Source organism: Aquiflexum lacus (assembly GCF_015476655.1).
In the GTDB taxonomy this organism is placed as follows: domain Bacteria; phylum Bacteroidota; class Bacteroidia; order Cytophagales; family Cyclobacteriaceae; genus Aquiflexum; species Aquiflexum lacus.
Genome location: NZ_JABFHF010000013.1, coordinates 54,726 through 80,857, shown reverse-complemented (window position 1 = coordinate 80,857; position 26,132 = coordinate 54,726). Strand labels below are relative to the sequence as shown.

Genomic DNA, 26,132 nt, shown 5'->3' with positions numbered 1-26,132 from the left:
AGGTGAAAAAATTGTTTTGATTACAGTGACTCAAGAAATGTATGGAGTTCTTTTTCAATTATGTTAATATGATCTTTTAGCTCTGAGAATTTCCCTTGGGAAGATTCAAGGTCTGATTCAATGGATTCCAGAATTTTCCGAGTTTGAATTGCTCCAATATAACTCATACTAGGTTTGGCTTTATGACATCTTTTTTTGATCATTCCCCAATCTTTGGAGGCATAGAGATCTTCCATGTTTTTTAAATCCTGAAGATTTGAGTCCAAAATGATTTGGATCATTTCCTGCAGCATTTCCTTGTCGTCATCTCCAAAATACTGAAAAATTGTCTGAGGGCTAATAAGCTGATACATAAAATATTTGTATATCCGATTTTTGTATATATTATTCAAATTTATGTATTTCAAAATTAAAAAAACCGATTTTGACTTTTTTTTTTAAAATCCTTACAAAAGTGGCAAATTTAAGCATTAAATGCATCTTTTGTGGTTTGGTCAAAATAGGATTCCTAACTTCGAAATTCAAAAGAATGGATTAATTTTAAAATTCTAAACAACCGACGGTAAATGTAGGTTTCTAATCTTGAAATATATGAAAAAAAATAAAATTATATTTTTGGTTTTAGCAATATTATTTGCAATTACCATGATTTGGATAGGTTTGGATATGTCAAGTAAAACAACCTTTCCTGGTTCAAAAGGTAATCTTAAAGAAAGAATTGCCCCGACTGATTCCCTCAAAAACAATGACAGCAAAGCAAAAAATTGATATCGATAAAATAGACCTTGAAAAGATGAAGGAAAAGACAACGGATATACCGGGTCTTTTGCCTTATGCCCATCAAAGCGGCAGTGCACTTATCAAACCTGAAGACAAAGGAAAAATCACGGGGAGGGCGGTAGCCGCCATGCATTCACAGACTGATATGCAGATGACTCAAATATATCAGCAGATGCAGTTATTGGCGGACCAAGCTAAAAAAATCCAAAAACGTGTTGAGGTTTCCGAACGCATCTACAAGACATCTATGGGTTTTGAACCATTGATCAATCACCATTATTTTTTATATGAAAAGGAGGATGAAACAGATTTTCTGAGCTTGGTAGCTCCTGAAGAATGGGGTAGAAAGAAAAGCTATTCCAAATTTATAGCTGAAGTAAAACTATTGGCAGACCATACTTGGGAGATTGTCGGAAAAGGTGAGTAATTTGACCCGATGCATCAGATCAAAGTCCAACATCTTTTAGATATATTGCACCAATCAGCGTTACCGGTTGATGTTGCCTTCCATTTGGATGTCAATTTTTCCTATTTGAAGGGAAAGGGAGAATTATTATTAAATGTGGTTTTTGAAGAGCTTAATGGTAAAGGCAATATGCCCATCTTGGAACATTTGAAGTTTGACTTTAAAATCAATAGATTTTTATTTGTATATGACGATGCCGTCCATTTCAATAAGTACAGATTATCCACTTTGAAAACTGATATTTATTCGACTTTTACATTTCCCTGGGTAGATAGTTATAAAAGACTTTGTCGGACTTTTGAAAAAGAATGTATCAAAGCAGGTCTTCAGGACCGTATATGGAATGGTCCTCCCATAGCCTCAAGGATTTTTGGGAGAAGTGAAGAAGCCGGTAACCTATCAGGTAATGGCTCATCAGGTTGGAAACTCAATGCTTATAATGATGTTCAGTATGATCTGATATCAAGGCTTCACGGGTACAAATTGATTCGAATTCCTGAATATGAAAACCTGATGATTGGGGGCAGCCTCAAAAAGATTGATGATTTGTTATTGAACCCAAAAGAGGAGTATCAGAAAGCTATCCTCAATTGGGTATCAAGAAAAGTGCAATAAAATCTTTAAACTGATCAGGAAAATAAACCATACATTTCCCTATCCACTCTTTGGACGATTGATGAAAAGTCTTCTTGGTGCTCTACAAAATCCATTTGATTGACATCAATGATTAGGAGTTTACCCTTGTCATATCCACCAATCCAATCTTCATAGTGACTGTTGAGGTTTTTGAGATAGTCTATCCTGATGGCATTTTCATAATGTCTACCTCTTTTTTCGATCTGACCGACTAGCTTTGGGATGTCCGCTTTCAGATAGATCAATAGGTCAGGTGCTTTCACAAAATTGATCATGGAATGGAAAAGATTGAGATAATTCTCATAATCCCTTTCCGAAATCAATTTGGATTTGTAAAGATTGGCTGCAAAGATATAGGCATCCTCATAAATGGTCCTGTCCTGAATTACCGAAAGTCCGGTTTCCCTGATTCTTTTGATCTGATTGAATCGGCTATTCAAAAAATAAACCTGAAGATGGAAAGACCATCTCTTCATATCTTCATAGAAGTCTGCCAAATAGGGATTGTTTTCAACTGCTTCCAATTCAGCATTCCAACCGTAATGTTTGGCCAATTTGATGGTAAGTGTTGTTTTGCCACTACCGATATTTCCTGAAACTGCTATGTGCATTTTATGTCTTAATAGTTATCCGCTTCTTTGCCGGTAACCCAATTTTCTAATACAGATATTCTGACCGAAGTCGGAAGACCGATGTACAGAACATGTCAGTCTCCTGCCGAGAATTTATTGAATTTTCATTTTACTGGTATCTTTGCCTACATAAATATCCTTTTTAAAGGAATCTTTCTGAGACTTTTAAATCTTTGCTTCCTTCAGTGTATTTATAAAACCCTTCCCCAGTTTTTGCGCCTTTATATCCAGCTTCCACCATATTGACCAACAAAGGACAAGGAGCATATTTTGGATTTCCAAAGCCATCATGTAAAACTCTCAAGATTGAAAGACAGACATCCAAACCTATAAAATCAGCCAATTGCAATGGCCCCATAGGGTGTGCCATACCCAATTTCATCACCGTATCGATTTCTTCAATCCCTGCCACACCTTCATACAAAGTATAGATGGCTTCATTGATCATGGGCATCAAAATCCTATTGGCCACAAATCCCGGATAATCATTGACTTCCACAGGTACTTTTTCAAGCTTTTTTGCCAAGCCCATGACCTGTCTGGTGATTTCATCTGAAGTAGCATATCCTCTGATTACTTCCACCAACTTCATGACAGGCACTGGATTCATAAAGTGCATTCCTATTACTTTTTCAGGCCTTTTGGTGACCGCACCGATTTTGGTAATGGAAATTGATGAAGTATTGGTCGCTAGAATTGTTTTTTCAGGACAATGTTCGTCCAATTGTCTGAACAAATCCAACTTGATCGAAATGTTCTCAGTAGCAGCTTCCACTACCAAATCGGCATTTTTCACACCCTCTCCTAATGCTGTATAAGCCTTGATATTGGATAAAGCATTTGCCTTGTCTTCTTCTGATAAAGAACCTTTTGAAACTTGACGGTCAAGATTTTTTGAAATGGTTGCCATAGCCTTATCAAGTGCATCTTGGTTGATATCAATAAGAGAAACCTGATATCCAAATTGGGCAAATACATGGGCGATGCCGTTACCCATAGTCCCTGAGCCGATTACTGCAATATTATTCATGTATAGATGGGTTTATATTCAATGATTTAACTGAATCATGGAAAAAATGTCTATGTAGGTGACAAAATTTTCTTTTGATTGAATGCTCAAATCTACTTTGATTAAGAAGTAAATCCAATTCCTAATCATATAATTTGGTTAACTTTGGGACATGAAAGAATTAGGAATCATCAACAGTCTTTTAATCAATAGGTTTACCCCAAATGGTGCTTACTTGGCACTTCAGGAAGGTGGAGAAGTACTTTTACCCAAAAGTTACTTAAAGGGAGAGGAAAAGGAAGGAGAGGAGATTGAAGTTTTTGTTTACACGGACAGTGAGGATAGACCGGTTGCTGTAACCAATAGGCCTGTGGCTTTATTGGATGAATTTGCAGTGATGGAAGCCAAAGAAATCACCAAGTTCGGTGCATTTGTAGATTGGGGACTTCCCAAAGATCTTTTTGTCCCAACTGCCGAAATGGGTAAGAATATGGTAGTCGGCGGGAAATATCTAGTGAGGGTGTGCCGTGATTTTAGAACTGACAGATTGATTGGAGTTTCCAAATATGAGGATTTTTTGATCAAAGATACTCAAGGTTTTGAAGCTCTTCAGGAAGTTGAGGCATTGGTATTTGATGAGACGGATCTTGGTTTTAAAGTATTGATAGAAAATAACTTTGAAGGCCTTCTCTATAAAAATGAAGTTTTTCAGAATCTTGAAATTGGAGAAAAAATCAATGTATTCATCAAGAAGCGGAGAGATGATGGTAAACTGGATTTGCAGCTGTTGCCTACAGGAAGGTTAAAATATGAAGAAGGGGCTGAAAAAATTCTGGAAGTCTTAAAAGTCCGGAAATTTTTGCCCCTTCACGACAAATCATCCCCTGAGTCTATCAAAGAGTTGCTGGGAATGAGTAAAAAGCACTTCAAACAGTCTATTGGTCAATTATACAAAGCCAAAAAAATATTGATAAAGATTGATGGAATTGAACTCGTCTAGTCCAATTTTAAGATATCATTTGGTGTAATACATAATACTGCTTTGTCTCTTTTGATGGCTATGGGTGCTTTGAGTAAATGGGGATTTCTGATCAGAATGTTCAGCCACCCTTCATCATCCCAAGATTTACCCGCAATTTTGTTTTGGTAATCAGGATGGGCACGGTTAAGAAGGTCTTTAGGTCGAAGATTTAGCTTATCAAGAATAGATCTCCATCCGGTCATGGTGATACTTTCTCTTTCTATATTGATTTCATTGATGTGCTTTGCCACTGTCTGTGCATAAGCCCTCATCTGTTTGTCCACGTTGTGGGAGGGATTATAATAAAAGAACAGTTCATTTGGATGCATTTTCATAGCTGTGCGAGATAGGGGAGTTTAATATAAGATTTAATAACCAATTAACCAAATATATAATTGTGAAATTTTAACTTTGCGATAGTAAAGTTTATAGTTATTAGTGTATGGATTTAGAAAATTTTAAATATCAAAGCAATACAGAATATAATAATCATAAGAAATTACTTGCTAAACTCAAACGTGTCAAGACCAAAAATCTAGATCAAAGTTTTTCAGATGCTCATGATGAAAAATTCAGAAAAATAAATTGTTTGGAATGTGCCAATTGTTGCAAAACCACCAGCCCGATATTTATCCAGACTGATATAGACCGATTGTCAAAAGTCTTTGGTATGAAACCTTCAGCATTTGTAAAACAATATCTGCATAGAGATGAAGATGGGGACTATGTGTTCAAAAGTGTTCCTTGTCCTTTTTTGAATGATGATAATACATGCTTGGTCTATGAAGAAAGACCCAAGGCATGCAAAGAGTACCCTCATACCAATAGAAAAAACATGCATGGAATTTTGAATTTAACCTTGCAAAACACCTTGGTTTGTCCAGCAGTGTTTGAAATTTTTCAAGACTTTGGAAAAGATTTTAGGAAGTAAGCCAATCTCTTTACTATTTTAGTGCCTTAGAACCTATTGATAAAATAACCATGAATATAGAGCAAGAGCATTTTTTGGGTGTTGATGTTGGTGGAACCCACTTAAAAATCGGCTTGGTAAATAAGAAGGGAGAAATCGTTTCATTTGATAAAATTGATACCGCACCATACAGGGATGACCCAAGAGGATTCAATTTACGGTTTACAGAAGGAATGGGTGATATCCTGAAAAAGTATCCGGAAGTGAAAAAAGTGGGGATAGGTCTCCCAGGTCTGATATCTAAAGATAGGACGACGACGTTGGAAATTCCAGCTATTCCAGGCCTCAATGGATTTAATTTGAAAGGATCGTTAAAAAAAATGTACCCAAGTGTATCTTTTTATTTGGAGAATGATGCCGCTGCTGCCGCAATTGGTGAATATCGATATGGCAAAAACAACCCTCCTGAGAATTTTCTTTTTATTACAATGGGTACAGGTATTGGAAGTGCATTTGTACTGGATGGAGAAATCTTTAAAGGAGCTAGAGGTAATGCCATGGAAATGGGACATATGCTATCAAGAGGTAATGAAGGGCTTGAAAAATTGGTAGGCAGGAACGGTATACTCAAAATAATGGAAAGATTTATCCAAGCTTATCCAAGATTGGCTGGTGATCTGGAGAACAAGGAACTGGGAACACATCTATTGGTAGATACAGCCCAAGCGGGAAATGAGGTTTCTTTAATGGTTTTTGAGGAAGTTGGTAGAATTTTGGGAGAAGCGATTGTTTCTGTTATCCGAGTCTTGGATGTGACCCATGTATATTTTGGAGGAGGGATATCAGCAGGTTTGGAGTTTATGATGCCATCTTTGGAAAAAACAGTAAGACAATATCTTACCCCATATTATGTAAAAGACCTTAACCTTACGAAAGCCACCCTCAGAAACGATGCCGGCACCCTAGGCGCTGCAGCCTTGTGTTTTATGGATGAGGAGTAGGGGAAGAGGTTGAATTTTAGACCTGCCTGCCGGCAGGCAGGTTTTAAATTGTAGATTTTTGATTTAAGATCTACCTACACGCCGAAAGATTATAGATTTAAAATCTATGTTCTTAATAGTTTTCCCGATTCCCATCTGGACAGGCTTTAGCTTTTATTTCCCTGATACTTGAGACAAGCATTGGTTCTGTCACATATCTCGTTTCTCGCTTCTTTTTTCTCGGCTCTTGGTTCTTGATTCTTAAAAATCACCTCAAATTCCCCGGTTCCAGTGTACTGATCGTAACTTCACTGACACGACTATAAGCATTCAGACGAAAAATGGCCTTTAAAGGATCTTCCTTCTTTTCTACATTTTGGCATTCAGGACCGGGTTCCAAAAAATAAATGAAAAACGTCTGACTTCTATCGGCCAACTCAACCTTGTCAGGTCTGCCGAAAGTTTTGATCAGAGCTTGATTGTCTTTTCCTAAGAAATCATTTTTAATCTCCCTTAAATCCTCCAAATTTTCCAAGCGTGATCCAAGGCAACCATCTCTATCATTTTTCCATTTTTCTTGGTCAATATTCTCCAATTCAACCTTACCTGAACAGGAAATCATTGCAATAATTAGAAACAGCAATCCAAGAATCACAAAGGTATTTTTATACATTTTGGGGAGTTTTATTGACAGCAGTCTGGAATTTTTTGACGGTGCTTGTGTTAAGCCAAAGCCAAATGTAGGATACCCCTGCATAAGCTGAAAGGATAATCATAGATATATTTTCGGGTAACAAACCGATGAGAACAAACCATATCGCAGTTGCAAAAATCGCGACCCGAACGATCTCCTGGAAATGGTACCATTTATTTTGCTCAAAAATGCCTGAAAAACTGACTGTGGTCCAAATGATCAAAAACGATAAACCGACTTTAGTGGCGGTATCAATGTTATCCAGGTTGAAAAGGAAAAAGGCTGTCAGTCCCATCAAGACTACATATTGAAAGAAAACATACCAATTCAAGGGTTGGGGAACCACCGTATCAAATTTCCTATATTCAGGCCCGACTTCTTTTACAGGTCTGTATCCACCAAGGTCCTCGGGAAGCCATCCTGGCTTATTCACCAAATACCTGAGTTTATCCTTCCAATTTTTGATCATGGACATTTCCTGCTTCATGTTGGCATAATGTGCAATATTCACCCAAACGGGATTCCAACTGTTGACAGGTGTGGTAATACCATAAGTAGGTTTTTCTTCTTCCTCCTGAAATGTTCCAAACCATTTGTCGAAAACGATAAAAGTACCTCCGTGATTTTTATCAATGTATTTTGGATTTCTGCCGTGATGCACCCTGTGATGCGAAGGGGTATTCATAAATTTCTCTAAAAATCCCATTTTACCAATGACCTCAGTATGTATCCAAAACTGGTAAAGGAGATTCAACCCTGAAACTAAGACCAGAAAAACAGGGTCAAAACCAAGAAATGCCAAAGGCAAATAAAACATAAAAGTCCAAATGGTCTGGGTTGAACTCTGCCTCAAAGCTACAGAAAGGTTATATTCCTCTGAGGAATGATGTACCACATGACCGCCCCAGAAAAGATTGACCTCATGACTCATCCTGTGTGCCCAATAATAACAAAGGTCATATAGAAAAAATAGGATAAAGAATGTCCAAATGTTATTTGGGATTTGGAAGAAAGCGAATTTTTCGAAGAGGAAAGTATATATTCCTATGGAAAGAATTTTTAGAAAAACGCCGGTAACCTGTGAAATTACCCCACAATTGATATTGGTAATTGCATCATTTAATCTATAACTCGGATTCTTCTGAAATCTCAAAACAAGCAATTCTATCCCCATCAGGATAAAATACATCGGAATGGCAATGACGACGGGACTCAAATTCATCTTACAATCAGCTATTTGGGTTTTAACAATTGAAAGCTATGGATAAAAACCCAAAAAGGAAAAAAACAGTTTCAGAAATGCTTGGCATTAATTTTTATATTAGCGCCCAAAATCAATTCATTTATGTATTATCGATTCGGAAAAGTATTTCATTTCTTAACAGTCCTTGTTTTTATCTTTGTGTTTCTTTATACCTATTCTGCATTGCCCGATCAGGTAGCTTATGAAATTGACAGTCAGGGAGCAATATCAAAAATTATTTCCAAAAACACTTTTTTCTATATTGGAATAATCCTCTTTGTAGTTTTAAATATAATTTTGATTACACCGGGTAAACTCATTGAAAATCAAAGCACTAAAAATATTAAAAGACTATTTTCAATAGGAGATGTTTTTAGGGATTATATGTTGACTTGGATTTATAGCTTTGTAGGAATCATCAATATTTCACTTTGTATCATGAGCATTTTTGTGCACAGCATCAACAACCAAAATGAAATAAGTTCGGGAGAATTCAACTTTTTCTTTTACTTAATACCTGTATTTTTTGTAGTTTGGATTGTCGGATTGTTTTGGATTTTGCTCAAAAAATTCAAATCCTTGCAGTCAAATTAATTAACCACCATACCTTAAATCATTACTTAAATACATGGCAGAAAACGTTCAGTATAACGAGGACAGCATCAAATCATTGGATTGGAGAGAACATATCAGGCTAAGGCCGGGTATGTATATCGGGAAACTTGGAGATGGTAGTGCACAGGATGACGGTATCTATGTTTTGGTCAAAGAGGTTCTTGACAATAGTATTGATGAACACATGATGGGCTATGGCCGCACGATAGACATCAAAATATCTGAACATAGGGTAGAAGTGAGGGATTATGGACGTGGGATTCCTTTGGGAAAAGTCATAGACTGTGTTTCCAAAATCAATACTGGTGGAAAATATGACTCAGGAGCTTTTCAGAAATCTGTTGGATTGAACGGTGTGGGTACCAAAGCTGTCAATGCCCTTTCCGATTACTTTAAGGTTCAATCCTATAGAGAAGGAGAGACCAAGGTTGCGGAATTCGAAAAAGGTATTTTGAAGGATGACAGAAAAGTTGAAAAATCCTCTGAAAGAAACGGTACAAAAATCATATTTACTCCTGACGCATCTGTTTTCAAAAATTACCATTTTATCCCTGAATACCTGGAAAACCAGATATGGAATTATGCTTTTTTGAATGCAGGCCTGACCATCAATTATAACGGAAAAAAGTTTTTCTCAGAAAGAGGTCTGTATGACCTGTTGATGAGGAAAGTAGATGAAGACAGTACCCGATACCCCATCATTCATCTCAAAGGCACAGACATAGAAATGGCTATGACCCATAGCAATCAATATGGGGAAGAATATTACTCCTTTGTCAACGGGCAGTTTACGACGCAGGGTGGAACTCACTTAGCAGCTTTCAGAGAAGCAATTGTCAAAACTATTCGGGAATTTTATAAAAAGGATTATGATGCTTCTGATATCCGTCAAAGTGTCGTTGCAGCCATTGCTGTAAGGGTTCAGGAACCTGTTTTCGAATCTCAGACCAAGACCAAATTGGGTTCACAAAGTATTGGTCCTGATGGGCCTACGCTGAGAACTTTTGTCAATGACTTTGTCAAGACTGCACTCGACAATTACCTGCACAAAAATTCTGCTACCGCTGATGCCTTGTTGAAGCGTATACTGCAATCAGAAAGAGAAAGAAAGGAAATATCCGGAATTAAGAAGCTGGCCAATGAAAGGGCCAAAAAAGCCAATCTTCATAACAAGAAACTTCGGGATTGCCGGGTACATTATGATGACCCCAAGGCCAATGAAGAAGCCAGAAATCAGACTATGCTTTTCCTTACAGAAGGTGATTCTGCCTCCGGTTCCATCACCAAATCAAGGGATGTGCAGACACAGGCAGTATTCTCTTTAAGAGGAAAACCACTGAACTGTTATGGTATGACCAAAAAGGTGGTTTATGAAAATGAGGAATTTAACTTGCTTCAACATGCATTGAATATTGAGGATGGGATTGAAAATCTCAGGTATAGAAAAATAGTGATTGCTACAGATGCTGATGTGGACGGGATGCATATCCGTTTGCTGATTATGACTTACTTCCTTCAGTTTTTTCCGGATTTGGTAAAAAACGGCCACCTGTTTATTTTGGATACACCCCTTTTTAGAGTGAGGAATAAAAAAGAGACCATCTACTGCTATACGGACGAAGAGCGTCAAAGGGCTATTCATAAACTGGGAAAAACTGCCGAAATCACCAGATTCAAAGGTTTGGGTGAAATTTCACCTGGAGAATTCGGGAAATTCATTGGCGAGGAAATCCGTTTGGATCCTATTATTCTCAAAAAGGAAACCAAGATTGCTGATCTCTTGAGTTTCTATATGGGAAAAAATACTCCCGACCGACAGGTTTTTATAATCGATAACCTGAAAATAGAAAAAGACATCGTCCACGATGACCCAAGTGTCAATCAAGCCACAGCAGAGGAGGAGAGTGAAGCAGCTTAGGAAGAACTTTCAGGTTAGACCTTTGAGGTTTTCAAAACCTCGAAGGTCTTTAACTTTGAATCTGGTTCAAAATCTCTTAGTATAAAAAAACAAGACCTGACAGGTCTAAAATGCCCAATTGCATAATAGTGGCCTGATCGACAAATTGATTTATATTTCACAAATAGTGAAATTATTACCATTATTTCACTTTATATGAAATATTTTGAGTACTTCTTATCAAAGAATATGATCTGTCAAAGCATGATAACTAATCTAATTTAAATTTAGAAAAACATTGAATTTACCCATCTTCGGTCTTCGGACTTCCGTCTATTGCCAAAAAAACCGAACTTTCATGGCACCAAAAGGGATCACAAAGATATATCAACATTAAATGAGCGAAATTAACAATACCCCGGAAGAAAATGACGAAACCCTGCACGAGTCACTCCCCGTGACGGGAATGTACAAAGACTGGTTTTTGGATTATGCTTCCTACGTGATTTTGGAAAGGGCAGTACCTGCCATTGAAGATGGTCTGAAACCCGTACAGCGCAGGATTCTACATGCCATGAAAGAGATGGATGATGGCCGCTTCAATAAAGTAGCCAATATCATCGGTCAATCCATGCAATACCACCCCCATGGTGATGCTTCAATCGGTGATGCCATTGTCAATCTAGGACAAAAAGAATTGCTGATCGAAACCCAAGGTAACTGGGGTGATATCCGTACTGGAGATGGGGCAGCAGCTTCACGGTATATTGAAGCCAGGCTTTCTAAGTTTGCTTTAGAAGTTGTCTTCAATCCACAGACTACCGAATGGCAATTGTCTTATGATGGCAGGAAACGTGAACCGATTACCTTGCCGGTTAAATTCCCATTATTGCTTGCCCAAGGAGTAGAGGGTATCGCTGTAGGATTATCAACAAAGATCCTTCCCCACAACTTTATTGAACTGATTGAAGGCTCGATTCAAATCCTGAAAGGGGAAAGGCCTTATCTGTTTCCGGATTTCCCAACAGGAGGACTTGCCGATTTTTCGGAGTACAATGAAGGCCATAGGGGTGGTCGTGTTAAGGTTCGTGCAAGGATTGAGGAGGAGGATAATAAAACCTTGTTAATCAAGGATATACCATTTGGAACGACAACCAATTCTTTGATTGAATCGATCATCAAAGCCAACGACAAGGGCAAGATCAAAATCAAGAAAGTGGTGGACAATACCGCCAAAGATGTAGAGATTCAGATTCAATTGGCACCGGGACAATCTCCGGATATGACCATCGATGCACTCTATGCCTTTACAGACTGCGAGGTCAGCATTTCGCCAAATGCCTGTGTGATTATTCAGGATAAGCCTGTATTCCTTTCGGTCAATGATATTCTTCAATACAATACCAAACAGACCAAAGATCTTCTCAAAAGGGAACTTGAAATCCGGAAAGGGGAATTGATGGAGAAACTCCTTTTCTCATCCTTGGAAAAAATCTTTATTGAAAACAGGATATACAGGGATATTGAGGAATGTGAAACTTGGGATGCTGTTATACAGACGATTGACAAGGGCTTAGAGCCATTTAAGCCCGATTTTTACAGAGAGATCACTACCGAAGATATTGTCCGCCTTACGGAAATCAAGATCAAAAGGATCTCAAAATTTGATGCTTTCAAGGCAGATGAACTGATGCGCAAGCTTCAGGAAGAGTTGAAAGAAGTCAATTACAACCTGAAGCACCTGACGGATTATTCCATCAAATATTACCAAAACCTTCTGGATAAATACGGGAAAGGCAGAGAGCGGAAGACCGAAATCAGGGCTTTCGATACCATTGAAGCGACAGTAGTAGCTGCAAATAATGCCAAACTGTATGTCAACAGGACCGACGGATTTGTGGGTTATGGACTCAAGAAAGATGAGTTTGTCTGTGACTGTTCTGATTTGGATGACATCATTGTGATTCGAAAGGATGGTGTTTGTGTAGTGACCAGAATCCAGGAAAAGGGCTTTGTAGGAAAAGACATCCTTCATGTAGCCGTATTTAGAAAAGGCGATGAGCGGATGGTTTACAACCTGATTTATCTCGATGGTGGGTCAGGAAAGGCTATGGTGAAAAGGTTTCAGGTCCTAGCAGTCACGAGGGATAGGGAATATGACCTGACTAAGGGGACTAAAGGCTCCAAAACACTCTACTTGACTGCCAACGCAAATGGAGAGGCAGAGATTGTAACTGTTTATCTCACCCAAGGGGCGAAGGCAAGAGTTAAAGTCTTTGATTTTGATTTCGCCACCATAGAGATCAAAGGACGGGCAGCAGGTGGCAATATCCTGACCAAATATCCTGTAAGAAAAATTCAATTAAAAATGGAGGGAGTTTCCACCTTGGGAGGTCTCGATATATTTTATGATCCTTCTATTGGAAGACTGAATACGGACCAAAGGGGTAAAAAAATCGGTAATTTTCTGGGTGAAGACAGGATCGTGGTTTTCTATAAAAACGGAGATTACGAACTGACTACCTTTGAATTGACAAACAGATATGAGTCTGGAAATGTACTATTGATTGAAAAATTTGATCCTGAAAAGACCTTATCAGCCATTTACTATGATGGTGGCAGTAAAACTTACTTTGTCAAACGTTTCTTAATCGAAACTACTTCTGTCAATAAGAAATTCAATATCATCTCCGACCACAAGCAATCCTTCCTCAAGTTGGTTTCCACCGAAAAACAGCCTCAGGTAAAAGTCATTTTACAAAAAGGCAAAGATCAGGAAGAACAGGAATACGATTTGGACATGCTGATCGATGTCAAAGGTTGGAAAGCGATAGGAAATAAACTTTCTTCCCATCAAATTCTAGAAATCAACCTCATTCAAGAAGAACCAAAAGAAACCGAAGAAGAATCCACAGCATCAGAAGCTGATTCTCCAGAAACAGATGATGACTTGGAAATAGGTTCAACAGTTGAATTCAAGGTTAAGAAAGACGAGGAGGATAAGGATCAGTTGGGATTATTTTAGTTGAGATAGGAGTGAAGGGAAAATTCTGAAATCCATGCCAACTTCCGTCTCCCGTCTTCGGTCTTCCGTCCTTTAAACGTAAAAGGCATCACTCACAACAAAACCAACCTCCATGACTCTGGAAATCCTCCTCCGCTATGTCCACTTTATCAGTATTTTTGCAATAGTGGGTTCGCTTGTGGCTGAGCACCTGTTGCTGAAAAAGACCTTGACAAGGGCTGAAATCGACCGTTTGTCCAAAGTGGATGGGGTATATGGTTTGGCGGTTTTGATTCTTTTGGCTGCAGGATTGACCCTTTGGCTTGGAGGTTATGGCAAGCCAACAGAGTTTTACAGTAATAATCCGATTTTCCACACTAAGTTGGCCTTGTTGGTAATCCTAGGTATCCTCTCTATTTATCCGACAGTTTATTTTATCAAAAACCGAAAAGGAGATCCTGCTGAAGAACTTACTGTTCCAAAATCGATTTTCTGGATGTTGCGATTTGAGCTGTTATTGTTGTTGATTATCCCCTTTTTGGCAGGGATGATGGCAAAGGGGATAGGGGTTTAGAGCTGAAGTTTTTTACCAACTAACTTCATGCATTTACACAATCAAAAATATTTCAGAACATGACTATCATTTATTATCATTTCCAAAGATTTTGACTTCGCTTGGGCAAAACTACAGCAGAATATGCGTGTCAGTAAGGTATTTCATTTTTTGTAATCATTAAAAGCGTCCAAAGGATTAATGAAGTCATCAGCAATATATTCCACCAACTTGACTTTTTTCCTAACTATAGGTCTTCTTTTATTTCTGTGGCAATCTTTTTATTAAATATTAATTCTTCTTTTTAAACTTTTCACGTTCCTCTAGGTCTAGCAGAAAAATACCTTTTCCGTCTCCTGCACCTTTCTGAAATCCAAATTGATGGGCAATCATATTCCCTTTATTATTCACCACGGGATTATCTGACTTGATCACATTGAAATATCTGGTTGAAAAGTCAGCCAAACGTTCAACCTCCCCGCTACCATCCAATTTTAATTTATATATGTCAAGCTTATATTTGTTTCTTTCTTCCATAGGTTGATGGCGGTCACTTTCAATGACCATAAATTTTCCATCCGGGAAAATACCCTCTGCCTCATTATAGCTTTTTGGAATATCAGTATACTTTGTTGTCTTTTTAGTAATTAGATTAAATCCGAACACCTGTGAATTAAAGTATTGATCTTTTTCATCCCCCCAATAATGGGTATAAATCAGTTCTTCGTTTAATGGTGGCCTAAAATCCTGTGTTTCAAGCCTGACATAGGCTGAAGAATCCCTGTAGGAAATAAGCGTTTCTTCATCTTTTAAATGAGGAATACCTCCATCATAATAAATTTCACCTGTTTTTATTTCCCTTTGACCCTCAAGAGTCCATGCTATCTTCATGCTGTTTTTTGAAACCGCAGGACCTTCATCACAGAAAGCATTTAAGGGATAGGGGTTATTGGGATTATCTTTAGTGAGGACGTATAATCCGAGTCCAGCGTGTCTATCTTTTTCAGGGTTGGTCGCATCAAAAATATTTGACCCCATGGCGAGCAATAAGTCTCCATTGGATAAACATAAGACCCTATGAATGCCACCATGGTAAAAACCAGAGGTTACCTGTGATACTTCTCTTGTCATGATATTTATCTTGAATACATCACCAACCAGTTTATTTAAAAAATAGATATTCTCCGACTTCTCATCCCATTCAGGTCTTACTCCCCAAGTGGTTAGAACAGAAAAGTAAGGAGGAAGCTCATCCATCAAGCTTTCAATTGTCTGAGCATTTGCTCGGTTCATCAATTGAAGTAAAAAAAAGCCAATAATTATTACTGATTTTCCCGATTTCATAGGTTTTATTTTTATGATTATAAGTCAGCATCTATAAACCTTTCCAAGGAGTTTGCCTTAAGGTTAAATATAATTCCAAATTCTTGGATATAAAATCTGGACCAAAAAATGACTGTTTAGTCAAAAAATAAAAAAAACCGAAAAGACATTTCTAGTGAAATCCTTTTCGGTCTAAAATTGGTTTTCTAGATCTTGCGTTTTGAATTCCTAATATTGTCGATTTCCTTTTGTGGCAGGGATGATATTAATAATCAAGTTTTTAGAGATGAAGTTTTGGACCCACCCAAGTTCATGACTTTGCCAAATCAAAATATCTCAGAACCTGATTATTATTGGTGATTATTTCCAAAGACTAACACAGCAGAATATATGTATCAATGAAGTAATGAATATAAGTCAAATACATATTTTTGGAAGCCATTAAAGCACTTCTCGCGATTTCCATCATAGGGTATCTGTTTCCGTTTGATGGGGTTTCAACCAATTAAGGACAATGGTAATGAAACGACTGATCAATAAAATCAAACAGCCGAATAGTGTTGACAAAATAGTGAATTTCAATCCTGATGCGAGTTCTCCAACTCCTACACCATCTTTGAACTCCAAGTAATCCAAGGTGTTGATAAGTTGAAGAAGTTGCCCAAATACGCCGGCTACCAAAGCAAACAAACCAATGGAATTGATCAGAATGATCATTTTATTCAACCTTGGGTTTTTGTTCTTCAGATAAAACAGGCTTCTGAAAGTCAGAAAAAGGATAATTATTCCTGAAATGAAAATCATGGACATAATGACTATGCCCCCTTCTTGCATCCTTGCAAACAACACTGAGAAAAAACCTCTTCCTCCTTCAATTTGATTAATGGATAATTGCATAACTTTTTTTTTAATGATGGATCAAACCTATCCTCATTTCAGCTTTCATTTTTATTTATGAGACCAACTACTGATTCTCAGCTTATTTTATCCACATTAACACGTTGAATTCCAATGCCTGCTTCCACCATGTCATTGAAGGCGAAAAATTGGTTGTTCATCGCAGTAAGATAGGTATTTTTGAAAATATGCAGATATTGTCCTGCTATTCATGAAAGTCGCTACCATCTTAAAATATCTTTTCAACACTATCTTACCTCATACTTTGTTTTGGCTGGGAGTTTTTGTGTTTTTTACTTTTTTCTTCGAAGAAAGTAAAGGATTGATACCCAATCCCAATTCATTCTCTGCCTTTTTGATGCCGGTAACCATCGGCACAACCTACATAGTCAACTACTTGTTAATTCCCCGATACCTTCTGCCAAAAAAATACCTGAAGTTTATCTGGTATAGTTTGTACACCCTTATCCTTTCGGCCTATGCCATTGTCATTTCCATATTTTATGGTCTGATTTTTATGAATGCGCTACAGTACAATCAAATGATGCCATTGAGCAAAAGCCTGATTTTTGTTATGGTTGCAGTTTATTTGGTGGTTTTGTTATTCAGTGCCTTTACACTCTTGAAGCATAATTATTCTTCTGTGGCAAAGAACAAGGATTTGGAAAACAAGGTCTTGCTTGCCCAACTCAAACTCAAGGAACAAGAGCTGAACTATCTAAAAATGCAAATCCATCCACACTTTTTGTTCAATACTTTGAACACGCTGTATGGCTATGCATTGAAAAAATCTGAAGAAACCCCTGAAATGATTTTAAGATTATCCAATCTCTTGGATTATTTACTGTACCAAATTGATAAACCCAAAGTAAGTTTGGCAAATGAGATTGCGCATATCCTAGATTACATTGAGCTTGAAAAAATCCGTTTCAAGGATACCTTAAAGGTTGATCTGGACATTCCTAAAATTGATCCCCAAATTGATATAGCACCCATGCTGCTGATTCCTTTTGTGGAAAACAGTTTTAAGCATGGCAATAGGGCGGATAAGAAGTTGCTGATTTTTATTAGTTTAAAAACTGAGGGTAATGAGATACGTTTTTCAGTGAAAAATTCAAATAGAAAAACCCAAATGACCGAAGGAAAGGGGATAGGATTGAAAAACGTTCAAAAAAGACTGGAGTTATTATATCCGGATAATCACACATTCTCAGTTTCTGAAGATACAGAATGGTTTGAAATCAATTTGATCTTAAATCATCAAAACCCAAAGAAAAATGGATAATAAAGTGTTATGCTTGATAGTTGACGATGAACCGACAGCCCGGGATATTCTTAATGCTCACCTATCAAAAATAGAGAGGATTCAAATAGTAGCGTCCTGTTCGGGAGCTGTGGAAGCATTTAACATTATCAATGAGAAGGAAGTGGATTTGATTTTTCTTGACATCAACATGCCGGAAATCTCAGGCTTGTCTTTTGCAAAATCCATCACCAAAGACATCAAGATTATTTTCACTACCGCTTATCGAGAGTATGCGATTGATGGATTTGATTTGCAGGCTGTGGATTATCTTTTAAAACCGATTTCATTCGAAAGACTTTTCAAAGCTGTCAATTTGTATTTTGAGGTTTACGATATCAAAAAGGATAAATTGAAAGAAGACCCTATATTAATTCCTGACAATTTTATGTTTGTAAGGGCAGATAGGAAAATGGTGAAAACAGACTTCTCAGATATCATTTATATTGAAAGTTTCAGTGACTATATCAAAATCCATTGCACCACCGAAACAATCATCACACGGGAAACCATCAGCAATATTGAATCAAAGCTCCCTTCTCAGCATTTTATCCGTATACACAGGTCCTTCATTGTGGCTTTACGGAATGTCATCTCCTATACCCATGAATATGTGGAAGTGAAAGGTAAAACTTTACCCATTGGCAGAACAAATAAAGCAGGGGTGTTGGAAAGGTTGGAAAAGCATTGAGAGAAACTAATGCATAATACCTACGGTACTTTGTCTCTGTCTCAATCCAGCTTTTCCATGGATTGAAATCCAAGGTTAGTGTATCGTTGGTGACTTTTACTCAATAGAGATATTGAATGTTATCGTCGCCTGAACTGATTGGCCGGGTGAATAGGTATATACAAGCGCCTGTCTGATTTTGAAAGTATCTCCTTTACGACTGTGGCCCGGATACTGACCAACATTGAAGGTAAATGTATCTTCGTTATATTCTGAAAAGATGACCGCCTCAGTACCCCAGTTACAAATATTACCATTGGCATCAAACCAGTGTCCAAATCCATTTGCTGTGGTGTTGCTATTGAGTGTTCCGTCACTTTCAACTCCAAAAAACAGAATGCTTTCTCCAAACTTGCTGATGATCTCATTTGGCTGCAAAACAAAGGCCCGGGACAAATCATGCTTATCCAAAGTAATAGAAGTACCGTCATAGCCATCGCTGACAGGGAAGCTGATGTCAAAGTTTAAGCTCAGGTCTTTTGGTTTGGCGTCAACCGGAAAGTCTACCAATCCGGAAATTTTAGAGTTGTTAAATTGGACCTTGTAGGGCCATTGTTCATCATTGGATTCATTTTCATCCCAAGCATGGGGCTGATAAGTATTTGGTGCACCTGTCACAACAAACCAAAGTTTGCTGCAATTTTGGGGAACATCAAAGCTGGCAAGGCCTTCAGTGCCATGATTCATATCCCCATAAATTCTATTTCCATTTTCAAGAAGTGCTACATAGCCATATCTCCATCCGGCTTTGCTTGGGTCCGCCATAGGATTGTAGCCAGGAGCATTGATCAGTCCGGTAAAATTGGCTGAAACTGTTCCGCCACCTTCGGGAAATTCGAGTGGAATCACGTTATAACCTGAAGTACCCGGTGCAAAATCGTAAGTCACCTGATGGCTTCCATCTTCCAATGTTTTAAAATTAAATTGCTGTTTACCTATATATTCAGCACCATATTGTTTTAAACCAGTTATATCCCAGGTGACCATTTTACTGGCTGCTTCATAGATTTCATCATTGAATTGCGCAACAGAAATCCCTGTCAATCTCATATATGCCTGAATCGGATCTTCCGGTTCAATCGCATTTCTCCACAACTCCCCAATAAAATCTATTCCATGCTTTTCAGTCCAATAGTAATGAATAAAATAGCTGGCATAACGATACCATTCATGACATAGATGTCTGTGGTATTTTTCGCTATAAACCTGAAAGTCATGGGTGGTAAAAATCTGCTCCGGATAGGATTGCAAGGCCTGCCATTGTGCTGTCTGTTCCCAAAAGCCGTTGCCGCCTTTTCCTCCAAAACCATATCGAAAACCACTTCCTCCTTTTAGGTCACAGTAGACCTGATACTGAAAACTATGACCGATTTCATGGGCAATTACAGATCCGACTGGTTTGCATGTGGCTGGATTGATCCAGAGCGCCCCGATCACATCATCATATCCGGATCCGTAAGCCATCCATTCTTCTTGATAATACAAAAAAATTATCATTTTGTATTTATCGAGATTGGATTCCCCAATCCCTTTTTTGGCAAAGGCAAGATCTTTGACATTAAGATCATAGTATGTCTCTGCTTTGGCCAATAGGTCATCAATATTTACACGATAAAACTCAGGAACTTCAGTGGAATTGGGATCATTTCCCCCATATCTTTTGTCCCAAAACACAATAAAGTGCTCGGACTGCCTGCTTCGTTGATAACTCCAAGTACTGGAGCTATTGGACATATCCATTCCTGAAAATTCTTTAGGGACATAAATTTGGAGGTCATCAGTCTCAGGAATTCCTGTTCCATTCGGGGATTCCTTTTCTGAACAGCTTATCAGAAGAAAACCTATAAGCAAAACGGTGAAAAGACCAAGTCCCTTTGTGTATAGCAAATTAAAAAAGAGTTTAATCATATGGTTTATTTTCAATTTTGATTGAAAGATTTAAAACTAGGTAAATTTTTAAAGGGGATGATAATACAATATTGTCGGATGCTTATAGTCCTTTAACATAAAGGATGGAAGGTTCCTGTTGTGGATTCATTACCTCAAGTTTTTTTCAAAATTTAGGAAATGGCGTGCTGAAATAAGGTGAAAAAGAGCGCATAGAAATCTATGATGGCTATCACTATGTGAGATGCTCCAAGAAACAGATGAATTCTCACCTTTATTGATGGCAACAAATCAGCCAAATTTCACCACAAACTGTGGTCAAGTGATTACCCATGTTTTTTTGAAAGAGCAGACCCTTAACCCTCTAAAATTGTTATGTAAGCCATATTGGCTTCATGCTGCCTATTTGATAATAGTAAGTTGTTTTTGGATCATTTGTTGCGTTTCCTTATGTAAAGGTGATTGAATTGGTTTCAATCTAAATTGTTTTTTTCTATCTAATCAAAGAGAGAAACGAAAATATCTTTTCAATAAAAACTTTATCCATGAAAAATTTCATACTGCCAATATTACTTTTTTTGCTGATCTATGCATCTTGTGCTCCAAGGGCAGTCAGTCAAGAAAAAAATGACAATACTAAGATGGAGGCGGATACTGTGGAAACAGCTATTGGCCCATTGGTTCTTCCTCCACCGTATTCTACAGAGTCAGTTCGCAATGAAAGCAAACTAGTGGATTGGCCTTCTGAGGGTCTTCCTACTGCTCCTGAGGGTTTTGTTGTAACCAAATTTGCCGGGGACTTTGATAATCCACGTATCACTTATGTTGGGCCAAACAGTGACCTCTTTGTAGTTGAGAGTAATACCGAGAACAGTGCAAACAGGATCACCATACTTCAGGATAAGGATGGAAATGGCAATTATGCCACGCGGGAAATTTTTATTGAAGGTCTCAACCAACCTTACGGAATGTTGATCTTGGGGGAATACTTTTACATTGCCAATACCGACGGTCTATATCGATATCCATATCAGCAAGGTCAAACTAAACTGGAAACTGATGGAGAAAAAATCCTGGACCTCCCCGCAGGTGGATACAATAACCATTGGACAAGGAATCTTTTGGCAAATGAAGATGGAAGTAAAATATATGTATCTGTGGGTTCGGCCAGCAACAATGGAGAACATGGAATGGACGAAGAAAAACGCAGAGCCTGCATCTTGGAAATCAATCCTGATGGAAGCGGAGAAGTGCTCTATGCATCGGGACTAAGGAATCCTGTTGGAATGGACTGGAATCCCGCAACAGGTGAATTATGGACCGCAGTCAATGAGCGCGATAAATTGGGAGATAAGCTTGTGCCGGACTACATCACCAGTGTGGAAAAGGATGGTTTTTATGGTTGGCCATTTTCCTATTTCGGACAGATCGAAGACTCCCGCATGGTAGGAATGAGACCGGATCTTGTTGCAAAGGCCATAATTCCAGATGTACCTGTGGGAAATCATACAGCCTCATTGGGATTGGTTTTTTATGACAGCGATAAATTCCCTGAAAAATACCGAAAAGGTGCTTTCGTAGGTCAACATGGTTCCTGGAACCGATCCGAACTAAGTGGGTTTAAAGTGCTTTTTGTTCCCTTCTCAAACGGAATACCCGGTGAGCCCGAAGATTTTCTAACAGGATTTATTGCCGACCGTGAAAAATCAGAAGTATATGGCAGACCTGTAGGTGTTGCCATTTTGCCTGACGGATCTATCCTGGTCAATGACGATACAGGAAACACAATATGGAAAGTAACCGTATCTAATAAGTCACGTAAGACAGAATAATAATTCAATAACCAAAAAAAACCAAAATATCATGAGCAATCAAAACAAGAATACGAAACCAACTGAAGATCAGGAAAAAGCCGCTAAAGAAAGCATAGATCGCTTACAGGAAAAAAATCCCGATAAAGAATATGAAATCACTCCGGAGGACAAAAAGGCTCTTGGACCAAAAGGACTAAGTATGGATGGAGGGGATGATGAAGAATTATTACGGAGAAAACGAAAAGTTGATTTTGCCGGTGAAGACCTTGATATCCCCGGTAGTGAATTGGACGATGCACAGGAGCGAAGAGGCAGTGAAGATGAGGAAAATAACCATTATAGCCTTGGCGGTGAGGGAAATGAAGATCTTGAGAGGGAGTAGGGGGTTAAAACACAATTTGTTTTCGGTCATCTGAGCCCTTTTAGACCAAATAGTTGAATCCTGGGGGTATTACTTATTTATACCGTCTTCTTTGAGCAACTCGTCGTTCATCGTGAAGCCTATAATATGTACTCACGAAGACGTTGTGTGGTCCAAATTCTGAATTGGGTACCTCGATGGGATTTTGCATGGAAACCAACTGAGATGATAACATCTAGATTATAATATTTTACACGCTTGTCAGAACCACCAATGTGCAAAATTTGCACATTGCTTTTTTCTTCAAGTTCACCTTCTTTAAAAACATTTCCAATCTGCTTTGTAATGACACTCCTTTCGCGCTGAAAGAGTTCGCTCATTTGCTCTTAGGTTAATCATACCCTCTCGTTTTCAAGGCGGGTTTGTATTCTGTCTTGCCGTCTTCGGATTGGTATATGAAGATTTCCGAACTAATTAAGTCCTCGTTTAATATAATTCCTATTCTTTAATTGCTTCAACGTATTTGGCCTTGCTGCCAAATTGTTAAATGATTTCCAACGGTTAACCGTAATCTGTCAGGGGTTTCACTTTTAGGATATCCGTGCTTTCAATGTTGTTTACACCTTCGTCAGCATACTTTTCAAGAAGGGTTTCCAAGACCTTTTTGCTTTAATAATTGCAACCGGAATATTCGGCTTGTAGTAAAGAATGTAATTATACAATGCGAGGAATTTCAAAAAAATATATCAATATGACAGATACCGATAAATTAATGATAGAAACAGAGCATATTTACTCGATTCCATCAATTAGGTCTGTGAGTTCTTTATCTGAGATATTATCTTTTTCAGATTTGCTGTGGATTGTAAGCAGGTAAACAAAGTTGTTCACCAATTTGACACAAGTAATAACTCTTGCACCCCCGGATTTACCTTTGCTTTTTGATTTTATAGCCAATCGAATCTTAAAGCAATTTTACCCTAAAGGTGATCCTTGTGTTGGTTCTTTTTCAAGAGATGTGATCAATTCCAATAATTCTGTTTTCAGGGACTTATATTTTTTGATCAATCTCTTAGAATTCTTTTTAAAGTCTGAAGTGGTAATTACTTTAAAGCTCATTGAGAAAATCCCTTGCAGATTGAAGCTTTATTTTTCCTTCTTGATGAAGTTGTACTTCCTTCATTCCCTGTCTAATACTTTCAATAATCTCTTGTTTAGTAGGTTCTTTATAATCTTCTTCACTATGGATATGTACAAAATCCAAACTTTTTATAAAATTGATAAATGCCGCAGCTTTATTGTCATTGATCTCTAATGTAACTTTCATTGGGTAGCTTGATTTTATGTAAATGAAGGTTTTGAAAATGTATTTTTCAGTAGATTCAAGTTTTCAATATAAATTCTTAACATAAGTTGTTTTCAAATATACGAATATTTTAAACCGGGTTATATTATCTGAATGCATCTCCATGGTTAGCTTTATACTTACATCAAATTAATTAACCCCTCATTACCCCATTTATTTAAAAAATCTTGAAATAAAAAAGAATAAAGTTAAATTTCAGATTCAAAATTCACCTGAGAGATAATTTGGCTTTATTTCGTAAACATGCTTGTCGAAGTAAACGCTTATCTCCAAAAACAGAAATCTTCAAACCTAATTTAACTATATGGCCAATTTTAATATTGATGCAAAAAAGGACATGACTTATGATGCCATTGTCATCGGTTCGGGTATCAGCGGTGGCTGGGCAGCCAAAGAACTATGTGAAAATGGATTAAAGACCTTGGTGTTGGAACGTGGAAGGTTGGTAGAACATGTCAAAGATTACCCCACCATGATGGATGATCCTTGGGATAGCGAGTTGAGGGGTTCATTGACCCCTGAGTTGAAAGAAAAACACAAGGTGGGTATGCGTTCCGGATTTATCGGAATGGACACAGAGCATTTTCATGCCAATGACCTGGAAAACCCCTACACAGAAGTAAAGCCCTTTATGTGGGTCCGTGCCCATCAGATGGGTGGTCGGTCTATCCTATGGGGAAAGCAATGTTACCGCTTTTCTGATTTGGATTTTGAAGCCAATGCAAAGGATGGTTATGGGGTTGATTGGCCAATAAGATACAATGATTTGGCACCATGGTACACCCATGTAGAAAAATATGCGGGTATCAGCGGTGAAGCGATGGGTTTGCCCCATTTACCGGATAGCCATTTTCTACCGGCCATGGAGTTGAATTGTGTGGAAAAACATGTCAAAAGCCGTATTGAAAAAGAATTTCAGGGAAGACATATGATCATCGGTAGGGTGGCCCACTTGACCGAGCCCTTGAACGGCAGGGGAGTTTGCCAGTACAGAAACCGTTGCAGCCGCGGCTGTCCTTATGGGGCCTATTTCAGCAGTAATGCGGTAACCTTACCAGCTGCCAATGCAACAGGTAACCTGACCATAAGACCTTATTCCATTGTACAATCTGTCATTTATGACGAGCAAAAAGGAAAAGCAACAGGTGTGCGCATCATCGATGCAGAAACCAGTGAAGTGGTTGAATATTATGCTAAGATTATTTTCTGCAATGCATCTACCTTGAGCACCACACAGATTTTGCTGAATTCTACTTCAGACCGTTTTCCAAATGGCTTGGGCAATGACAGCGGTGAATTGGGACATAACCTGATGGACCATACTTATAGGGTAGGAGCAATGGGAATTGTGGACGGCTTTGAAGATGAATATTACAAGGGTAGAAGACCCAATGGCATTTATATCCCACGCTATGTCAATCTGGACGAAAAAACCAAAACCGACAAGTTTCTGAGAGGATTTGGATATCAAGGTTCAGGAGGTCGTGCCGGTTGGGGTGCAGGTTCCAATTCGGAAGACTTTGGTGGAGACTTCAAAGATAGCCTGATGAAGCCTGGACCGTGGGAATTCTTTATCACTGGATTTGCAGAGTGTCTTCCTTACCATGAAAACCATGTTTATCTGGACAAAAACAACCTGGACAAGTGGGGGCAGCCGACTTTGGCGATAGATTGTGAATTTAAGGAAAACGAAAAAGCCATGAACAGACAGATCCGAATCGATGCCAAAGAAATGTTGGAGCGAGCGGGATTGAAAGATATTGTAGACTTTGACAATGAGCATGAACCAGGATTTGGTATCCACGAAATGGGAACAGCAAGAATGGGTAGAGATCCTAAAACCTCTGTTCTGAATGCCACCAATCAGGTACATGCCTGTAAAAACGTATTTGTAACAGATGGTGCCTGTATGACTTCTTCATCATGTGTCAATCCGTCCCTTACCTATATGGCACTTACCGCAAGGGCGGCCAATCACGCAGTTTCAGAATTAAAGAAAAATAACCTCTAA

27 protein-coding genes are annotated in these 26,132 nt (G+C 38.2%); 15 read left to right on the top strand and 12 right to left on the bottom strand.

What is annotated here, in order from left to right:
- Positions 1-20 precede the first annotated feature (20 nt).
- Positions 21-353 (bottom strand): Hpt domain-containing protein, encoded by a 333-nt coding sequence (locus HMJ38_RS13200; protein ID WP_194974875.1) that lies wholly within the window; start codon positions 351-353, stop codon positions 21-23.
- Positions 354-591: 238 nt separating this feature from the next.
- Here HMJ38_RS13200 and HMJ38_RS13195 point away from each other — a divergent pair, with 238 nt between their 5' ends.
- The 3 genes from HMJ38_RS13195 to HMJ38_RS13185 are packed head-to-tail and all read left to right on the top strand — an operon-like array spanning position 592 to position 1,861.
- Positions 592-768, top strand: a complete 177-nt coding sequence (locus tag HMJ38_RS13195; protein ID WP_194974874.1) for a hypothetical protein — start codon at positions 592-594, stop codon at positions 766-768.
- Positions 746-1,207, top strand: a complete 462-nt coding sequence (locus tag HMJ38_RS13190) for a DUF2452 domain-containing protein (protein ID WP_194974873.1) — start codon at positions 746-748, stop codon at positions 1,205-1,207. The genes HMJ38_RS13195 and HMJ38_RS13190 overlap by 23 nt, the downstream gene beginning before the upstream one ends.
- A 9-nt stretch (positions 1,208-1,216) precedes the next feature.
- Positions 1,217-1,861 carry a DUF7255 family protein gene (locus tag HMJ38_RS13185; protein WP_194974872.1) on the top strand — a complete coding sequence of 215 codons (645 nt, stop codon included), beginning with the start codon at positions 1,217-1,219 and terminating at the stop codon, positions 1,859-1,861.
- Positions 1,862-1,875: 14 nt separating this feature from the next.
- Here HMJ38_RS13185 and HMJ38_RS13180 read toward each other — a convergent pair whose 3' ends face one another.
- Positions 1,876-2,493 (bottom strand): deoxynucleoside kinase, encoded by a 618-nt coding sequence (locus HMJ38_RS13180; protein ID WP_194974871.1) that lies wholly within the window; start codon positions 2,491-2,493, stop codon positions 1,876-1,878.
- A gap of 163 nt (positions 2,494-2,656) precedes the next feature.
- Positions 2,657-3,544, bottom strand: a complete 888-nt coding sequence (locus HMJ38_RS13175) for a 3-hydroxyacyl-CoA dehydrogenase family protein (protein WP_194974870.1) — start codon at positions 3,542-3,544, stop codon at positions 2,657-2,659.
- 151 nt (positions 3,545-3,695) lie between these two features.
- Between HMJ38_RS13175 and HMJ38_RS13170 the strand changes: the two genes are divergently transcribed.
- Positions 3,696-4,523 carry a CvfB family protein gene (locus HMJ38_RS13170; RefSeq protein ID WP_194974869.1) on the top strand — a complete coding sequence of 276 codons (828 nt, stop codon included), beginning with the start codon at positions 3,696-3,698 and terminating at the stop codon, positions 4,521-4,523.
- On the opposite strand, the gene HMJ38_RS13165 is transcribed toward HMJ38_RS13170, so the two are convergent.
- A complete protein-coding gene (locus tag HMJ38_RS13165; RefSeq protein WP_194974868.1) occupies positions 4,520-4,879 on the bottom strand; it encodes an arsenate reductase family protein in 360 nt (119 codons plus the stop codon). The two genes, HMJ38_RS13170 and HMJ38_RS13165, sit on opposite strands and share 4 nt — an antisense overlap.
- A 107-nt stretch (positions 4,880-4,986) precedes the next feature.
- Here HMJ38_RS13165 and HMJ38_RS13160 point away from each other — a divergent pair, with 107 nt between their 5' ends.
- Both HMJ38_RS13160 and HMJ38_RS13155 read left to right on the top strand, forming a co-directional pair.
- Entirely contained in the window at positions 4,987-5,475 is a 489-nt protein-coding gene (locus tag HMJ38_RS13160) for a YkgJ family cysteine cluster protein (protein WP_194974867.1), read from the top strand.
- A 50-nt stretch (positions 5,476-5,525) separates the two neighbouring features.
- Complete coding sequence (locus HMJ38_RS13155) at positions 5,526-6,455, top strand: ROK family protein (RefSeq protein ID WP_194974866.1); 930 nt, start codon at positions 5,526-5,528, stop codon at positions 6,453-6,455.
- Between the two features lie 247 nt (positions 6,456-6,702).
- Here the strand turns inward: HMJ38_RS13155 and HMJ38_RS13150 are convergent, their stop codons facing one another.
- On the bottom strand, positions 6,703-7,107 hold the full coding sequence (locus HMJ38_RS13150) for a hypothetical protein (RefSeq protein ID WP_228780042.1): 405 nt from the start codon (positions 7,105-7,107) through the stop codon (positions 6,703-6,705).
- Positions 7,100-8,350: a sterol desaturase family protein gene (locus HMJ38_RS13145; protein WP_194974865.1), complete on the bottom strand. Its 1,251-nt coding sequence runs from the start codon at positions 8,348-8,350 to the stop codon at positions 7,100-7,102. Before HMJ38_RS13145 ends, HMJ38_RS13150 begins: the two co-directional genes overlap by 8 nt.
- 123 nt (positions 8,351-8,473) lie before the next feature.
- Here HMJ38_RS13145 and HMJ38_RS13140 point away from each other — a divergent pair, with 123 nt between their 5' ends.
- From HMJ38_RS13140 to HMJ38_RS13125, 4 genes are all read left to right on the top strand, one after another.
- Positions 8,474-8,965, top strand: coding sequence for a DNA topoisomerase IV (locus tag HMJ38_RS13140; protein ID WP_194974864.1), 492 nt, complete (start codon positions 8,474-8,476; stop codon positions 8,963-8,965).
- A gap of 34 nt (positions 8,966-8,999) precedes the next feature.
- Positions 9,000-10,904, top strand: coding sequence for a DNA topoisomerase IV subunit B (locus HMJ38_RS13135; RefSeq protein ID WP_194974863.1), 1,905 nt, complete (start codon positions 9,000-9,002; stop codon positions 10,902-10,904).
- A gap of 376 nt (positions 10,905-11,280) precedes the next feature.
- Entirely contained in the window at positions 11,281-13,908 is a 2,628-nt protein-coding gene (locus HMJ38_RS13130) for a DNA gyrase/topoisomerase IV subunit A (RefSeq protein WP_194974862.1), read from the top strand.
- A gap of 112 nt (positions 13,909-14,020) precedes the next feature.
- Positions 14,021-14,461, top strand: coding sequence for a DUF2214 family protein (locus HMJ38_RS13125; RefSeq protein ID WP_194974861.1), 441 nt, complete (start codon positions 14,021-14,023; stop codon positions 14,459-14,461).
- A 270-nt stretch (positions 14,462-14,731) separates the two neighbouring features.
- On the opposite strand, the gene HMJ38_RS13120 is transcribed toward HMJ38_RS13125, so the two are convergent.
- Both HMJ38_RS13120 and HMJ38_RS13115 read right to left on the bottom strand, forming a co-directional pair.
- Entirely contained in the window at positions 14,732-15,784 is a 1,053-nt protein-coding gene (locus HMJ38_RS13120) for a TolB family protein (protein ID WP_194974860.1), read from the bottom strand.
- Positions 15,785-16,228: 444 nt separating this feature from the next.
- Positions 16,229-16,660 carry a hypothetical protein gene (locus tag HMJ38_RS13115; protein ID WP_194974859.1) on the bottom strand — a complete coding sequence of 144 codons (432 nt, stop codon included), beginning with the start codon at positions 16,658-16,660 and terminating at the stop codon, positions 16,229-16,231.
- 211 nt (positions 16,661-16,871) lie between these two features.
- On the opposite strand from HMJ38_RS13115, the gene HMJ38_RS13110 reads away from it, so the two are divergent.
- On the top strand, positions 16,872-17,945 hold the full coding sequence (locus HMJ38_RS13110) for a sensor histidine kinase (protein WP_194974858.1): 1,074 nt from the start codon (positions 16,872-16,874) through the stop codon (positions 17,943-17,945).
- Entirely contained in the window at positions 17,938-18,654 is a 717-nt protein-coding gene (locus tag HMJ38_RS13105; protein ID WP_194974857.1) for a LytR/AlgR family response regulator transcription factor, read from the top strand. The genes HMJ38_RS13110 and HMJ38_RS13105 overlap by 8 nt, the downstream gene beginning before the upstream one ends.
- A 96-nt stretch (positions 18,655-18,750) precedes the next feature.
- On the opposite strand, the gene HMJ38_RS13100 is transcribed toward HMJ38_RS13105, so the two are convergent.
- The gene (locus tag HMJ38_RS13100) at positions 18,751-20,601 is read right to left on the bottom strand and encodes a DUF4859 domain-containing protein (protein WP_194974856.1); all 1,851 of its coding nucleotides are present in this window, start codon (positions 20,599-20,601) and stop codon (positions 18,751-18,753) included.
- Positions 20,602-21,125: 524 nt separating this feature from the next.
- On the opposite strand from HMJ38_RS13100, the gene HMJ38_RS13095 reads away from it, so the two are divergent.
- Positions 21,126-22,412, top strand: coding sequence for a PQQ-dependent sugar dehydrogenase (locus HMJ38_RS13095; RefSeq protein ID WP_194974855.1), 1,287 nt, complete (start codon positions 21,126-21,128; stop codon positions 22,410-22,412).
- Between the two features lie 31 nt (positions 22,413-22,443).
- Positions 22,444-22,776: a hypothetical protein gene (locus HMJ38_RS13090; RefSeq protein ID WP_228780041.1), complete on the top strand. Its 333-nt coding sequence runs from the start codon at positions 22,444-22,446 to the stop codon at positions 22,774-22,776.
- 119 nt (positions 22,777-22,895) lie between these two features.
- Here the strand turns inward: HMJ38_RS13090 and rhuM are convergent, their stop codons facing one another.
- The 3 genes from rhuM to HMJ38_RS13070 form a co-directional block, all read right to left on the bottom strand.
- Entirely contained in the window at positions 22,896-23,135 is a 240-nt protein-coding gene (gene rhuM / locus HMJ38_RS25330) for a RhuM family protein (protein ID WP_228780040.1), read from the bottom strand.
- A 412-nt stretch (positions 23,136-23,547) separates the two neighbouring features.
- Positions 23,548-23,712, bottom strand: a complete 165-nt coding sequence (locus HMJ38_RS25650; RefSeq protein WP_317174523.1) for a type II toxin-antitoxin system RelE/ParE family toxin — start codon at positions 23,710-23,712, stop codon at positions 23,548-23,550.
- A gap of 151 nt (positions 23,713-23,863) precedes the next feature.
- Positions 23,864-24,082, bottom strand: coding sequence for a hypothetical protein (locus HMJ38_RS13070; RefSeq protein WP_194974854.1), 219 nt, complete (start codon positions 24,080-24,082; stop codon positions 23,864-23,866).
- 343 nt (positions 24,083-24,425) lie between these two features.
- On the opposite strand from HMJ38_RS13070, the gene HMJ38_RS13065 reads away from it, so the two are divergent.
- Complete coding sequence (locus HMJ38_RS13065) at positions 24,426-26,132, top strand: GMC oxidoreductase (RefSeq protein ID WP_194974853.1); 1,707 nt, start codon at positions 24,426-24,428, stop codon at positions 26,130-26,132.

What these genes read in the sequence shown, in the direction of transcription:
- HMJ38_RS13160 (WP_194974867.1), top strand. Translation starts at nt 4,987, where the DNA reads ATGGATTTAGAAAATTTTAAATATCAAAGCAATACAGAATATAATAAT.
- HMJ38_RS13195 (WP_194974874.1), top strand. Translation starts at nt 592, where the DNA reads ATGAAAAAAAATAAAATTATATTTTTGGTTTTAGCAATATTATTTGCA.
- HMJ38_RS13105 (WP_194974857.1), top strand. Translation starts at nt 17,938, where the DNA reads ATGGATAATAAAGTGTTATGCTTGATAGTTGACGATGAACCGACAGCC.
- HMJ38_RS13065 (WP_194974853.1), top strand. Translation starts at nt 24,426, where the DNA reads ATGGCCAATTTTAATATTGATGCAAAAAAGGACATGACTTATGATGCC.
- HMJ38_RS13130 (WP_194974862.1), top strand. Translation starts at nt 11,281, where the DNA reads ATGAGCGAAATTAACAATACCCCGGAAGAAAATGACGAAACCCTGCAC.
- HMJ38_RS13115 (WP_194974859.1), bottom strand. Translation starts at nt 16,660, where the DNA reads ATGCAATTATCCATTAATCAAATTGAAGGAGGAAGAGGTTTTTTCTCA.
- HMJ38_RS13145 (WP_194974865.1), bottom strand. Translation starts at nt 8,350, where the DNA reads ATGAATTTGAGTCCCGTCGTCATTGCCATTCCGATGTATTTTATCCTG.
- HMJ38_RS13100 (WP_194974856.1), bottom strand. Translation starts at nt 20,601, where the DNA reads ATGATTAAACTCTTTTTTAATTTGCTATACACAAAGGGACTTGGTCTT.
- HMJ38_RS13095 (WP_194974855.1), top strand. Translation starts at nt 21,126, where the DNA reads ATGAAAAATTTCATACTGCCAATATTACTTTTTTTGCTGATCTATGCA.
- HMJ38_RS13090 (WP_228780041.1), top strand. Translation starts at nt 22,444, where the DNA reads ATGAGCAATCAAAACAAGAATACGAAACCAACTGAAGATCAGGAAAAA.
- HMJ38_RS13150 (WP_228780042.1), bottom strand. Translation starts at nt 7,107, where the DNA reads ATGTATAAAAATACCTTTGTGATTCTTGGATTGCTGTTTCTAATTATT.
- HMJ38_RS13165 (WP_194974868.1), bottom strand. Translation starts at nt 4,879, where the DNA reads ATGAAAATGCATCCAAATGAACTGTTCTTTTATTATAATCCCTCCCAC.
- HMJ38_RS13170 (WP_194974869.1), top strand. Translation starts at nt 3,696, where the DNA reads ATGAAAGAATTAGGAATCATCAACAGTCTTTTAATCAATAGGTTTACC.
- HMJ38_RS13180 (WP_194974871.1), bottom strand. Translation starts at nt 2,493, where the DNA reads ATGCACATAGCAGTTTCAGGAAATATCGGTAGTGGCAAAACAACACTT.
- HMJ38_RS13185 (WP_194974872.1), top strand. Translation starts at nt 1,217, where the DNA reads ATGCATCAGATCAAAGTCCAACATCTTTTAGATATATTGCACCAATCA.
- HMJ38_RS13175 (WP_194974870.1), bottom strand. Translation starts at nt 3,544, where the DNA reads ATGAATAATATTGCAGTAATCGGCTCAGGGACTATGGGTAACGGCATC.
- HMJ38_RS13200 (WP_194974875.1), bottom strand. Translation starts at nt 353, where the DNA reads ATGTATCAGCTTATTAGCCCTCAGACAATTTTTCAGTATTTTGGAGAT.
- HMJ38_RS13135 (WP_194974863.1), top strand. Translation starts at nt 9,000, where the DNA reads ATGGCAGAAAACGTTCAGTATAACGAGGACAGCATCAAATCATTGGAT.
- rhuM (WP_228780040.1), bottom strand. Translation starts at nt 23,135, where the DNA reads ATGAGCGAACTCTTTCAGCGCGAAAGGAGTGTCATTACAAAGCAGATT.
- HMJ38_RS13155 (WP_194974866.1), top strand. Translation starts at nt 5,526, where the DNA reads ATGAATATAGAGCAAGAGCATTTTTTGGGTGTTGATGTTGGTGGAACC.
- HMJ38_RS13120 (WP_194974860.1), bottom strand. Translation starts at nt 15,784, where the DNA reads ATGAAATCGGGAAAATCAGTAATAATTATTGGCTTTTTTTTACTTCAA.
- HMJ38_RS13140 (WP_194974864.1), top strand. Translation starts at nt 8,474, where the DNA reads ATGTATTATCGATTCGGAAAAGTATTTCATTTCTTAACAGTCCTTGTT.
- HMJ38_RS13190 (WP_194974873.1), top strand. Translation starts at nt 746, where the DNA reads ATGACAGCAAAGCAAAAAATTGATATCGATAAAATAGACCTTGAAAAG.
- HMJ38_RS13125 (WP_194974861.1), top strand. Translation starts at nt 14,021, where the DNA reads ATGACTCTGGAAATCCTCCTCCGCTATGTCCACTTTATCAGTATTTTT.
- HMJ38_RS13070 (WP_194974854.1), bottom strand. Translation starts at nt 24,082, where the DNA reads ATGAAAGTTACATTAGAGATCAATGACAATAAAGCTGCGGCATTTATC.
- HMJ38_RS13110 (WP_194974858.1), top strand. Translation starts at nt 16,872, where the DNA reads ATGAAAGTCGCTACCATCTTAAAATATCTTTTCAACACTATCTTACCT.